This window comes from Rhodococcus sp. JVH1, from assembly GCF_000280725.2.
In the GTDB taxonomy this organism is placed as follows: Bacteria; Actinomycetota; Actinomycetes; order Mycobacteriales; family Mycobacteriaceae; genus Rhodococcus_F; species Rhodococcus_F jostii_A.
Map to the genome: position 1 here is coordinate 6,184,826 of NZ_CP166289.1, position 12,344 is coordinate 6,197,169.

At 66.8% G+C, this 12,344-nt stretch carries 14 protein-coding genes; 11 read left to right on the forward strand and 3 right to left on the reverse strand.

The window, feature by feature from the left end; translation table 11 throughout:
• Positions 1–32 precede the first annotated feature (32 nt).
• The 3 genes from JVH1_RS28740 to JVH1_RS28750 all read left to right on the forward strand — a co-directional run bounded on the left by JVH1_RS28740 (position 33) and on the right by JVH1_RS28750 (position 1,430).
• Complete coding sequence (locus tag JVH1_RS28740; protein ID WP_009474412.1) at positions 33–512, forward strand: MaoC/PaaZ C-terminal domain-containing protein; 480 nt, start codon at positions 33–35, stop codon at positions 510–512.
• A gap of 95 nt (positions 513–607) precedes the next feature.
• Entirely contained in the window at positions 608–931 is a 324-nt protein-coding gene (locus JVH1_RS28745) for a hypothetical protein (RefSeq protein ID WP_011594651.1), read from the forward strand.
• A 166-nt stretch (positions 932–1,097) separates the two neighbouring features.
• Positions 1,098–1,430: a hypothetical protein gene (locus JVH1_RS28750; RefSeq protein WP_009474410.1), complete on the forward strand. Its 333-nt coding sequence runs from the start codon at positions 1,098–1,100 to the stop codon at positions 1,428–1,430.
• A 54-nt stretch (positions 1,431–1,484) separates the two neighbouring features.
• On the opposite strand, the gene JVH1_RS28755 is transcribed toward JVH1_RS28750, so the two are convergent.
• Complete coding sequence (locus tag JVH1_RS28755; protein ID WP_009474409.1) at positions 1,485–1,847, reverse strand: VOC family protein; 363 nt, start codon at positions 1,845–1,847, stop codon at positions 1,485–1,487.
• Between the two features lie 224 nt (positions 1,848–2,071).
• Here JVH1_RS28755 and JVH1_RS28760 point away from each other — a divergent pair, with 224 nt between their 5' ends.
• From JVH1_RS28760 to nhaA, 4 genes are all read left to right on the forward strand, one after another.
• The gene (locus JVH1_RS28760; RefSeq protein WP_237724105.1) at positions 2,072–3,040 is read left to right on the forward strand and encodes an arabinofuranosidase; all 969 of its coding nucleotides are present in this window, start codon (positions 2,072–2,074) and stop codon (positions 3,038–3,040) included.
• Positions 3,041–3,462: 422 nt separating this feature from the next.
• Positions 3,463–4,164, forward strand: a complete 702-nt coding sequence (locus JVH1_RS28765) for an alpha/beta fold hydrolase (protein WP_009474407.1) — start codon at positions 3,463–3,465, stop codon at positions 4,162–4,164.
• Between the two features lie 33 nt (positions 4,165–4,197).
• The gene (locus JVH1_RS28770; RefSeq protein ID WP_009474406.1) at positions 4,198–4,638 is read left to right on the forward strand and encodes an SRPBCC family protein; all 441 of its coding nucleotides are present in this window, start codon (positions 4,198–4,200) and stop codon (positions 4,636–4,638) included.
• 10 nt (positions 4,639–4,648) lie between these two features.
• Positions 4,649–6,517, forward strand: coding sequence for a Na+/H+ antiporter NhaA (gene nhaA / locus JVH1_RS28775; RefSeq protein ID WP_009474405.1), 1,869 nt, complete (start codon positions 4,649–4,651; stop codon positions 6,515–6,517).
• Here nhaA and JVH1_RS28780 read toward each other — a convergent pair whose 3' ends face one another.
• Positions 6,518–6,865, reverse strand: a complete 348-nt coding sequence (locus JVH1_RS28780) for a GNAT family N-acetyltransferase (RefSeq protein ID WP_009474404.1) — start codon at positions 6,863–6,865, stop codon at positions 6,518–6,520.
• 109 nt (positions 6,866–6,974) lie between these two features.
• On the opposite strand from JVH1_RS28780, the gene JVH1_RS28785 reads away from it, so the two are divergent.
• Entirely contained in the window at positions 6,975–7,883 is a 909-nt protein-coding gene (locus JVH1_RS28785) for an LLM class flavin-dependent oxidoreductase (protein WP_009474403.1), read from the forward strand.
• 16 nt (positions 7,884–7,899) lie between these two features.
• Here JVH1_RS28785 and JVH1_RS28790 read toward each other — a convergent pair whose 3' ends face one another.
• Positions 7,900–9,081 carry a serine/threonine-protein kinase gene (locus JVH1_RS28790; protein ID WP_009474402.1) on the reverse strand — a complete coding sequence of 394 codons (1,182 nt, stop codon included), beginning with the start codon at positions 9,079–9,081 and terminating at the stop codon, positions 7,900–7,902.
• Between the two features lie 61 nt (positions 9,082–9,142).
• Here JVH1_RS28790 and JVH1_RS28795 point away from each other — a divergent pair, with 61 nt between their 5' ends.
• From JVH1_RS28795 to JVH1_RS28805, 3 genes are all read left to right on the forward strand, one after another.
• Positions 9,143–10,540 (forward strand): plasmid pRiA4b ORF-3 family protein, encoded by a 1,398-nt coding sequence (locus JVH1_RS28795; RefSeq protein WP_009474401.1) that lies wholly within the window; start codon positions 9,143–9,145, stop codon positions 10,538–10,540.
• A 211-nt stretch (positions 10,541–10,751) separates the two neighbouring features.
• Positions 10,752–11,204, forward strand: coding sequence for a hypothetical protein (locus JVH1_RS28800; protein WP_009474399.1), 453 nt, complete (start codon positions 10,752–10,754; stop codon positions 11,202–11,204).
• 65 nt (positions 11,205–11,269) lie between these two features.
• Entirely contained in the window at positions 11,270–12,313 is a 1,044-nt protein-coding gene (locus JVH1_RS28805; protein ID WP_009474398.1) for a DNA polymerase IV, read from the forward strand.
• The last annotated feature ends 31 nt before the right edge of the window (positions 12,314–12,344 follow it).

The following is a 12,344-nucleotide window of genomic DNA, read 5'->3' on the forward strand; positions in this document are numbered from 1 at the left end:
TCAGCCTCCGTGTTCGGTGGAGGCGTGAGCGAATGATCGGACGGTTGGTAGTGGACAGCAAATGTGACGTCGTCTATGCGGACGACCTCCGGGTGGGCGAGAAGTTCGAGCTGGGCTCGTACACGGTGACGGAGGAGGAGCTGGTCGAGTTCGCAGGGCAGTGGGATCCGCAGTCGTTCCACATCGACCGTGAATCTGCAGATGGTGGCTATTTCGGGGGGCTCATCGCGAGTGGTGTGCACACGATCGCGGTGTGTCAGCGACTGTCCGCGACCACTCTTTATGCAGGCTGGAGCGTCATTGCGGGGGTGCGGATGCGCGACGTCAACTTCCTCCGGCCGGTGAAGCCGGGTGATGTGCTCACCGGAAAGCTGGTTGTGGAGGAGGTGACGCCTGACGATCGCGGTCGGGCCTTGGTGACGGTCGCGGCGGAGATTCTCAACGGGTCGGGCAAGCAGGTCCTGACCTCGGTCACCGAGATGTACATGCGCTGCCGACCGGAAACCGACTGATCGTCGAAATTCTTGGACGAAACGCTACCTTCGAGGATTGTTTTCCGGGTTTCTGGGTACCGCCCCGAGAGGCCATGTAACCAACGGAGGCAGTCATGAGAATGGGCAGGAGAGTGGCCGCGGTGGCGGTATTCGCGGCTTCGATCGGATTGGGAGCATCCGGTGTCGCCTGGGGCGGCAGTCTCGACTCGGCGGTTCCGGTGCGTCGGCCGGACGTCATTCAGCCGATGCCACCCGGATTCCCGCAGAACGGTCCGATCGGATGCGACGACTGGTCGGAACCGTACGAGAACAACGTCCCGGCGTGGGGCACCGATCCGTACAACCAATTCGACAACTGGTGCGACGGCCCCGAAGACGGCCTTTCCGCGCAGCAGCCGCCGGTCAATGACCAGCAGGGCCGGACGGTCAATCCCTGATTCGACGGTGAATGTTCGCACGAGGCATGTGCCGTCGTGTAGCTCGGTCGTGAACTGAAACCGACCGTCCGTCAAATTTCATTCACGAAATTCGCCCTCCGAGGATTGTTTACGTTGTCTTTGGGTACAGCCCTTAGGCAGCGTTATTCACTTATGGGAGGCAACGATGAAGGTCGGCTCGAGATTGGCTGCGGTCGCTGTGTTCGCGGCCTCGATCGGTTTGGGAACATCCGGTGTCGCCTGGGGTGACGCGCTCGACTCGGCGGTCGTACCGGTGCGCGCACCGGACACGGTTGCACCATTGCCTCCTGGTGTTCCGCCGACCGGCCCGGCCGGCTGCGACGACTGGGCGGAACCGTACGAGAACAACGTCCCGGCGTGGGGCGCAGAACCGTACAACCAGTACGACAATTGGTGCGACGGACCCGAGGACGGTCTGCCGCAACCGGCCACCTTCAGCGGTGACGAGGGCGGAGGCGACTCGCCGAACGAGCCGTAACCGACCGATCCGAATCAGCGCGCCCCGGGAGTCTCCGTTCCGGGGCGCGCTGATTCAGTTGCCGGACGGCGGTTCGTGCAGCCCGAAGGCGGAACCCTGATCGTCGTGGCACAGCTTGAACCGCCCGAATTTCGCCACCGACTCGGTGTCTTCGCCCAGCTCGACGGCGTCGACGGTGCCGCCCAGCGCCAGTACCTGCTCGACCGCGGCGTCGAGGTCGGGCACCCGGAAGAAGACATACGGGCCGGCGCCCTCGTCGCCGCCGTGGATCCCGCCCGGGACGTTCGGTGTGTTGATGGAGTAACCCGACCCGCCGGGCCCGGATTCGAATTCCCAACCGAACAACGCCGAGTAGAACTTTCGGCCCTGCTCCGCGTTGGCCACACCCAATTCGAAGAACGACAGTTCGCCCGACATGAGCACTCCTCCGTCTACAGTGTCCCCGTGACGCTACGCCGGGATGCCCTCATGCATAAGGCGCGCGCGTAGACCGACCGCGCCGCAGGGGTATTGATTGCCGCTGCTGCGGGTGGCGCCCTCGGGTTCGTCTACGGCGTCATTGCACGGCCGTCGGTAACGATCCGCTGCCTGCGGCCAAAGTTACGCATGGTGCGCCTGCTGTGATAGATACTGCACCGGTGATGCTGCCCAAACGAACCTGCTTTTCCGCCCTATCGATGGTGATGCTCGCTGTCGCAGGCTTGCTGGTCGCCGCCCCGGGGAGCAGCGGCGCCGCACCGCTCGCCTGGCGAACCACGATGGTGGCGTTCAGCAACGTCAGCGACCGCGACCTGGATGTATACGAGTCTGAGGACGGCACGGGGTTCCAGCCCCTCCGACTGTCTGCGTATCGGCCTCCGTCAGGGGTGGTGCGTGACCCGAGCATCTTCCGGCACACGGACGGGTTCTACTACCTCACCTACACGACGGTCGACGGGGCGAACATCGGCTTCGCACGCAGCAGTGACCGCATGGACTGGAAGTTCCTTGGGGCCTGGCCTGTCCCGTTCTGCTGTGCCTTCCTGCCGGGCACGGGAGACGGAACGGGCTCAGCGAGCCCGCCGGGTTCCTCGGGGTCGGCCGGGTTCAGCGACGGACCGTCGCTGTCGCCGTTCACCACCAAGGCCTGGGCACCTGAATGGTTCGTGGACGGCGACCGGGTCAACGTCATCCTGTCGCTGTCGACCGGGGGAGGATTCGTGCCGTATCTGATGACGGCGCTGGAACCATCGCTCAGGTTGTGGAGCCCGCCTGTTCCGCTCGCCGGGATCGGCGCGGACCATATCGACACCACCGTGGTCAAGGTGGGATCGACCTACCATGCGTTTACCAAGAACGAGACGAAGAAGGTCGTCGAGCATGCGGTCGCGTCGTCGGTGACGGGGCCCTATTCATTCGTCCCGCCTGGAAATTGGGGCTCGCTGGTGGAGGGCCCAGCCCTGGTTCAGTTGCCGAACGACACCTGGCGGATCTATCTCGACGCCTATACCGAAGGAAAGTATCTCTATTCCGACAGCACGGATGGGCTGCGCACCTGGTCGCCCGTGCAAGAGCTTCCAGGCGTTTCCGGGACGGTGCGCCACTTCGGCGTGATGCGGGAGCCGGCCTGACGGCGAACTCCCGTGAGGGCGGCAACCGGGAGGGTCAACGACACCGGTAGCCTGCGAAGGGCTGAGCGTGAACGTCATTCGTAGGTGAGTGGCGCAGCGTGCCGGGGTGCACATCGCCACTCACGTGCGGGGACCGTGCGTCAGGCCGCCAGCTCGTCGGCGATTTCGATGTCGATTTCCTGTTCGGTCATTCCGCCGAAGAGATGGTTGGTGAACATGTCAGCTCAGTTCTCGTAACGTGTGGTGGATCCCGGCACGGTCGGAGCTTCCTGTCCGACCTACTGGTGTATCGCCCTCGGCGGCGCTTCCGTTTCAGATCCCCGCAGGTGAGTGGCAAGGTGTGTCCGGGCGCGCATTCCCGCGCACGTAGCGCTTAGGCTCGACTCGACCGTTCGTGTCCCGGAAACAGGAGATCAGTCGAGATGCCCGCAACCTTCGTTCTGCTGCCCGGCGCCGGCTCGGACTCGTGGTACTGGCACCGCGTCGCACCGATCCTGGAGGGGAGCGGGCACTCGGTGATCGCCGTCGACCTTCCGTACGGCGACGACGACGCGGGCCAGTACGAGTTCGCCGACGTCGTCGTCGATGCGGTCGAGGACGTCGAGGGGTCGATCGTGCTGGTCGCGCAGTCCATGTCCGCGTTCACCGCGGCGATCGTCTGTCAGCGTGGCGAGGTCGACGTCGACCTGCTGGTTCTCCTGGCACCGATGCTGCCCGCGCCAGGGGAGGCACCCGGGCAGTGGTGGGAGACCACCGGTCAGCCGGAGGCGAAACGGGCGTTCGACGTGCTGGAGGGTCGCGACCCGGACGCGCCCGACGACCTGCGGGCACTGTTCTTCCACGACGTGCCCGACGACGTCACCGAGGAGGCGTTCAGCCAGGAGGAGCCCGTCGTCTCGAACACCCCGTTCGAGACGGTGTGGCAGGCGGACGCGTGGCCGCACGTGAAGACGCGTGTCGTCGCCGGGAGGCGCGATCGGCTGTTCCCGCTCGACTTCATGCAGCGGATCGTCCGGGAGCGGCTGGGCATCGCACCCGAGGTCATCGACACCGGTCATCTGGCGGCACTCGCGCGCCCCGGCGAACTTGCTGCCATGCTGGAGCGCTACGCGTCCGAACTGTAGGGCATGTGGATCTGACGAGAAGGAGAGCAATCGATGGCGTTGTCGGTATCGGGCGAGTTCGAGATCGAGGCTCCCCAGGACCAGGTGATGGCGGCGCTGGCGGACGTCGAGCGCATCCCCGAGTGGTCGGCGGTGCACAAGAAGGTGGTCGTCGAGTCCCGATTCGACGACGGACGCCCCCGCACCGTGCGGATGACGCTCGCAGTCCTCGGTGTCGCGGACACGCAGCTGGCCGAGCACAAGTGGCTGGGGGACGAGCAGATGTCGTGGACGCTCCTCGAGAGCGAGAAGCAGAAGTGCCAGGAGGGGGAGTACCGGCTGACCCCCACCGCGCGCGGGACGTCGGTGCACCTCACGATGTCGGTCGAGCCCAAGGTGTGGGTGCCGAAGTCCGTGCTGCGTCAGGGCCAGAAGCAGGCCGTGCGATTGATCCGCAAGGGATTCACCAAGTTCGTTCTCGAGAACTACGTCTGACGAGGACCCGATGACGGTCGAGCAGAGCAGCCCCACCACACTTCGGCGACTGTCGGCGCGGTTGGCCCTGATCCGCGACGACACCGACGACGACAAGCTGTCGGCCGGATTTCTGCTCGTCGCCACGATCCTCGCGTTGGTGTGGGCCAACATCGGCGATTCGTACGAGTCGTTCTGGCACACCCCGGTGACCATCCAGATCAGCGACAACAGCATCAGCCTCGACCTGAAGCACTGGGTCAACGACGGGTTGATGACGCTGTTCTTCTTCGTCGTCGGGCTCGAGGTGAAACGTGAGCTGACGATCGGCGAACTCACCGACCGTGCCCGCGCCGCCGTCCCCCTCCTCGCCGCGATCGCGGGTCTGGCGTTGCCCGCCGTCCTGTTCCTGATCCTCAACCCCAGCGGGGACGAGGCCACTGCGTGGGGCGTCGTCGTCTCCACCGACACGGCGTTCGTGCTGGGCGCACTGGCACTCGTCGGACCCCGGTGCCCCGCCCGGTTGCGCGTCTTCATCCTGACCCTGGCCGTCGCCGACGACATCGGCGCCCTTGCCATCATCGCCTTCTTCTACACCGACGACCTCCGGCTCGGACCGCTGCTACTCGGGTGCGTCGGGCTGCTGCTGATCATCCAGTTGCGCAAGCTCGAGGTGTGGCGTGGCGTCGCCTACTTCATCGTCGCGGCGGGCACGTGGGTCGCGTTCTACGAGTCCGGCGTCCACCCCACCCTCGTCGGCGTGCTGATCGCGCTGATCCTGCCCGTGTATCCGCCGCGGCGCAGCGAGGTGGAACGGGCAGGTGAACTCACGCGCGCGTTCCGGCAGTCACCCAACTCCGACTACGCCCGCGCCGCCCAGCTCGGTGTGCTGCGCGCGGTGTCCGTCAACGAGCGGTTGCTGCGCTTCTACCAGCCCTACACGGCGTTCCTCGTCGTCCCGATCTTCGCGCTCGCCAATGCCGGTGTGGTCATCACCGGGCAGACCCTCGCGGACGCGGCCCGGTCTCCGCTGGCGTGGGGCATCGTGCTCGGCCTGGTGGTCGGTAAGCTCGTCGGCATCACCGCGGCCACGGCCCTGTTCTCGAAGCTGCGTCCCGGCAGCCTGCCGCCCGGGCTGACGCTGTCACAGATCGCCGGTGGCAGTGCGCTGGCCGGCATCGGCTTCACGATCTCGCTGTTCATCGTCGACCTGGCCATCGACTCACCCGAGCTCGCCAACGAGGCTCGGGTGGGTGTCCTGACGGCGGCCGTCATCGCCACCGTCCTCGGCTGGGCGCTGTTCCGGCTGTCGGACACTGTGCACCCGCCGACGGAGGTCGTCGGACTCACCCTGCTCCGGCCCGTCGACCCCGGCCGCGATCACCTGCGCGGGCCGGCGGATGCGCCGCTCACCCTCGTCGAGTACGGCGACTTCGAGTGCCCGTTCTGCAGCAAGGCCACCGGCAGCATCCGGGACGTGCGGGCCCATTTCGGGGACGAGCTCCGCTACGTCTTCCGGCATCTCCCCCTCGACGACGTGCATCCGCACGCGCGTTTCGCCGCCCAGGCGAGCGAAGCGGCGGCCGCGCAGGGCCGGTTCTGGGAGATGCACGACCACCTGTTCGCCAACAGCGACGCCCTCGCCGAGGACGAGATCTTCGGGTACGCCGCCGAGTTGGGGCTCGACATGGACCGGTTCGAGGAAGACATCCGCAGGGGCACGTACGTTCACCGCATCGACGACGACGAACTCGACGCCGAGTCGAGCGATTTCCGGGGGACCCCCACGTTCTACCTCGGCGCGACGGGCACCGACCTCGCCCGGCACAGCGGCCCCTACGACGCCGCCACCCTCATCCGGAAGCTCGAAGAGGCGCGAGGCGCCGACGGCGCACCCTGATCAACCCTTCGAACGCTGCACCGCCTGGATCGCGGCGGGGGTTACCGGGTCGACGTCGTCGGCGAAGTCGTCGTGCTTCTTCAGGTAACCGGCGACGAACGGGCAGATCGGCACGATCCGCTTGCCGTCTCGGACGGTCTCGGTGAGCGCGCTGCGGATCAGGGTGCTGGCGAGGCCACGCCCCCCGAACTGTTCACCGATCTCGGTGTGGAAGAAGATCCGTTGATTCCCGTCGTCGAGGTACTCGGTGAACCCGGCCAGTTCACCCTCGACGCGGACCTCGAATCGGTGGTGTTCGGGGGCGTTCCGGACGTCGGGTGCGGGGCCGTCTTTCGTGTCGTCTGTCATGGACCCACTATGCCGCGCGGCGGGGTTCCGACTGCGCGGCGGGTGTTCCCGGACGTCGCGGAGGTGGATGATCGAAAGAGTCCAGGATCCGAGAGGAGACGCGACCGCCATGACCGATTACGGCAGGGCCTTGCAGTTCGGGGCGTTCGTCACCCCGTCGGTGGAGTTGCTGGCCAACACGTTCGAACTCGCCGCCCTCGCCGACGAGACCGGCCTCGACCTGATCGGCGTGCAAGACCACCCGTACCAGGCGAAATTCCTCGACTGCTGGTCGCTGATGGGCGCGCTGCTGGCCCGGACCGAGCGGGTGCGTGTGTTTCCCGACGTCGCGTGCCTGCCGCTTCGCCCGCCGGCGACGATGGCGAAGGCGGCGGCCAGCCTCGATGTGATGTCGGGAGGCCGCTTCGAGCTGGCGTTGGGTGCCGGCGCGTTCTGGGAGGCGATCGGGGCGATGGGCGGTGACGTGCGCACGCCCGGGCAGGCCGCAAAGGCGTTGGAGGAAGCGGTCGAGGTGATCCGACTGATGTGGTCCGGCGAGCGTGCCGTGTACTCCGAGGGTGAGCACTACCGCCTCGAGGGTGTGCATCCCGGACCGGTCCCGGCGCACAGGATCGGGATCTGGCTGGGCGTCGGTGGCCCCCGAATGCTGCGGGCGCTGGGACGCTCTGCGGACGGGTGGGTCCCGTCGAGCTCGTACTTTCCGCCCGACGTCCTGCCCGGCATGCACGCGCGGATCGACGCCGGCGCGGCGGATGCGGGCCGGGACCCGAGCTCGATCGTCCGCGCCTACAACGTGTTCGGTCAGGTGAGCGACACACCGTCGGACACGTTGTTCCGCGGAACCGCCGAGCAGTGGGTGAGCCAACTGACGGAACTCGCGGTGGAAACAGGCATGGACACGTTCGTCTTCGGCACCGACGGCGACAACCTCGCCCAGGTCCGACGATTCGCGACCGATGTCGCGCCGGCCGTTCGAGCCGCCGTAGATGAGCGCCGTGGAGTGGGTGCCCACGCCTGACGCCACCGCGACTCGCTCAGTTGCCGTCCTTCTCCTTGTCCTTTTCCTTGGTCTTGTTGTTCCCGTTCCCGTTGCCGTTGTTGTTTCCCGGTCCGGGCTTCGGTACCGGTGCGGCGGTTGGTGGGGGAGGCGCAACCGGGTTGACCTCGACGGCGCTGCTCGGGACGGAGACGGGTGCCGGGGCGGGGACGACGGCGGTCGTGCTCGGCCCGGGACCGACCGTGCCGTCCCGGTTCTGCGACGCGATGGCCAGCGCCGCCACGGCCACGGCCACCAGCACGGCGGCGATCGCGGCGATGATCAGCCCGGTGCGCCGTGGCCGCCGAGGCTCGGGCGGCAGCTGATGGACCGTCGTCGGTGTGAATGTTCTCGTCGGCGGCGGATGCGGGCCGGGCGCCCCGAGGACGGCGTCCCGCATGCTCTGGGCGTCGGCGTACCGCTGCTGCGGGTCGCGGGCCATCGCCCGTTCGATGGTGTGGACGAGGTTCGGATCGGCGTCCGGGCGGGCGTCGCGCAGGGGTCGGACCGCCCCGTCGGTGATGGCCCGGGCGAGCGACAGGATGTTGTCGCCGGCGAACGGCCGGTGCCCGGCGAGGGCTTCGTAGCCGACGACGCCGACGGCATAGAGGTCGTCGGCGGTGGTGGCGGGTGTGCCCAGGATGCGGTCCGGGCTGAGATAGGCCACGGTGCCCAGCACCTGACCTGTCGCGGTGTGGTCGGATGCGGCGCTCTTCGCGATGCCGAAGTCGGCGACTTTGACCGCACCCGCGGCGGTGAACAGCACGTTTCCCGGTTTGATGTCGCGATGCAGGATCCCGGCTCCGTGGGCGGCGCCGAGGGCGGCGAGCACGTCGGCGAGGATCGACCGCACCCGCGCGTCCGGTACTGGCCCGGCGGCGATCTCGTCGGCGAGGGTCCGCCCGGGCAGGCGCTCCATCACGATGTACGCCACCCCGGCGTCCTCGCCGCAGTCGTGCACCGCGACGACGTTCGGGTGATTCAACGTGGCGGCCAGCCGGGCCTCGGCCTCGAACCGGCGGCGGGTGTCGGGGACGGAGGTGAGCTCCGGGCGCAGCACTTTGATCGCGACGGGTCGCTGCAGGCGCAGGTCCCATCCGTCGTGGACATCGGCCATTCCGCCGCGCCCCAGCATTCCCCGCAACTCGTACCGACCTGCGAGAACTGCGGACACCGACATGCGCTCACGCTATCGTCAGCACTTGTGCCGGACACCGCTGCCTCCCACCTACCATGACGCCATGACCGCTTCAGGTAAACGCCGACACCTGTCCGTCGTTCCCGACGCACCGGTAATCGTCCGGCCGTCCGAGCGGCCGGGTCGCCGCGACGTCGCGAGTTTCCACCTGCGGATCGAGCTCGACGACGTGTCGCCGACCATCTGGCGACAGTTCGTCGTGCCGTCGAACCTGCGGCTGAACGAGCTGCATCCGATCGTGCAGACGGTCATGGGCTGGCAGGACAGCCACCTGCATTCGTGGGTCGGCGGCGAGCCGCCCGCCTCTGAGCGGTACGAGATGCGCGAGAGCATCGACGAGGGCTTCGCCGACGAGGACGACGAGCTGTGCGAGGACGCCGTGCGGCTCGATCAGGTTCTGGCCGAGCCCGGCGAGCTGCTGTCGTATCAATACGACTTCGGCGACGGCTGGGACCACACGATCGTCCTCGAACGGATCGAGGCCGGCGGGCCCGCGCCGACGGTGACCTGCCTCGCCGGCGCCCGCGCCTGCCCACCCGAGGATTGCGGCGGACCGGGCGGATACGCCGACCTGCTGACGGTCCTGGCCACACCGTCGCACCCCGGTCATCACGACGCCGGAGCGTGGGTGGGGCCCGGCTTCGCGCCCGAATCGTTCGGCGTCGACGCCGTGAACCGTAATCTGCGGATCGAGGTCGTGATCCGTGACCACGGGCCGGTGACGGATTCGAAGTTCGCCGACCTGCTGCGACGAATACCCCATCAGGCTGCCCCGCACGTCTTTTCGCTTCTCGAGCACGCCCAGCTCACCACGCGGAAGGGTGACTTTCCTGCGGCCCAGGAAGCGGCGACGTTTCATCTGCGGTGGCTTCTCCAGCGGATCGGATCCGACGGCATCACGTTGACTCAGGCGGGTTACCTGCCCCCGGCCGTGGTGGCGGAGATGCGGCAGGCGCTGCCGGGTTTCGACGACTGGCCCGCCACCAGCAACCGCGAGACGGACCAACGGCCGGTCCACGTGCTCCGGGAGTACGCCAAGACCCTCGGACTGGTGCGCAAGTACAAGGGAAAACTCGTTCGAACCAATCTCGGAACGGCGATGGCGGACAACGCGAACCAGATGTGGCGTCACCTGCTCGAGCGCCTGCCGCTGGGCACCGAACAGATCGAGCGGGAGGCCGGATACCTCGTGCTTCTCACACTCGCCGCAGGCACGTCGTCGGACGAACGACGGGACGTGATCGCCGAGGGACTCGCCGCCCTCGGCTGGCAGACCAGCGACGGGACGATCGTCGGCCGGGAAGAAGTCTTCTGGATGGGACGTCCCACGATCTCGTTCCTCGAACTGATCGGCGCAATGGTCGAGGGCTACGTCCAACGCGACCAGCCTATGGACCCCGAATGGGGGCGGCTCCTCGCGCAGATGGTGCTGTCGATGTAGGTCCACAGTTCTGGATTTCGCCTGAACACATTCGGGTACAGATGCTTTCGATACGCATGGCATCGCGCGGTGCCGACGCATCCACGCGTCGCCGGACGGTCACGCAAACGACACTCGTCGATGCAGAACGATTTCGGGCCACATCTGTCGGAATCTTCTGCTTTGATACGTCCATGCAATAGTCGGTCGCGAGCGAGGGAGGTTGACGACGATGGTCGATTCCACCGAGGTGCCCGAGGTTTCGTGGGCGGGAATGGTCGAGTGGTTGACCGGCTCGCTGGTCGATCAACCAGTTGCGCTCATCGTCGAGATCGGCCCGAACAGCTACGTCAGTGAGGACGACGACGAAGCAGTCGTCTGCGCGCAGATTCAGGTACTGGCGGACGGTGTGTTGATGCTTCGTCGATCACGCGTCGAACTCGGGCACCTGCTGCTCGCCGACTATTCCGCCAAGCACTTGACCCTCGACAGGTGGCATTTCGACGGCCATTTCGAAGACTGCACGGACGGCTATCTCTTCAGTCGCGATGTGAACCTGATCGCGAACACCTGCGTAGCCTGGTTCCGGGACAACTGGGGCACGCGGTCCACCAGTGAACTCGGATGCTCGTATCGGTTCCCCGACGAGTTGATTCCGTCTGTCGACGCCGACGACGTGTTCTGACCTCCAGCGCGGCCGAACTCGAGGATTCGAGGGTCCCGGTTCGACGATTCCGGCACACTGGTTCCATGAGCACTCCGCCGCGTCGTCGGTGGGTGTTGCATGTCGATCTCGACCAGTTCATCGCCGCAGTCGAGGTGCTGCGGCACCCTGAGCTGCGGGGACGCCCCGTCGTCGTGGGCGGTCGCGGGGATACCACCGAGCGTGCGGTGGTGTCGACGGCGTCGTATGAGGCGCGGGAATTCGGTGTCGGTTCCGGAATGCCGATGCGGATCGCGGCACGGAAGATCCCCGACGCGGTGTTCCTGCCCGTCGACGCCGAGGCCTACACCGAGGTGTCGGGCGTCGTGATGGACACATTGCGCAAACTGGACGTCGTCGTCGAGGTGATGGGCTGGGACGAGGCGTTTCTGGGTGTCGAGACCGAAGACCCGGAGGCGTTCGCTCGAACCGTCCACGACGCCGTCCTCGACGCGACCGGGCTGCACTGCTCAGTCGGTATCGGCGACAACAAGTTACGAGCCAAGATCGCGACGGACTTCGGCAAACCGCAGGGCATCTACCGGCTGACGGAGGAGAACTGGTTCGCCGTCATGGGGGAGCGCCCTACCGACACGCTGTGGGGGATCGGCAAGAAGACAGCGAAGAAGCTTGCCGCGCTGGGCATCAGTACCGTGCAGGAACTCGCCGACGCCTCGGATCAGGAGTTGGCCGCGACCCTCGGTCCGAACATGGGACCGTGGTACGCCAGGATCGGTCGTGGCATCGATCTTTCCCCGGTCTCGGCGGAACCCTGGGTGGCCCGGTCGCACAGCCGGGAGACGACCTTTCAGCAGAACCTCGCCGGCCGGGAGGCCGTCACCGAGGAAATTAGACGCCTCGCCGCCCGGGTCAGGGAGGACATCCTCGCAGAAAACCGGCAGGCGGTGCGAGTGGCGTTGAAGGTGCGCTACGCCCCGTTCGACACCCACACGACGAGCAAACCACTGCCGGAGCCGACATTCGATCCGGACGTGATCGCCGATGCGGCAGCAGCATTGGTCGACAGGCTCGACCACGACCGGGAAGTGCGACTCCTCGGCGTGCGGCTGGAAATGACCCCGCCCACGTGAGTGCCAAAGTGTGCTCGGGCACGCTTTGCCA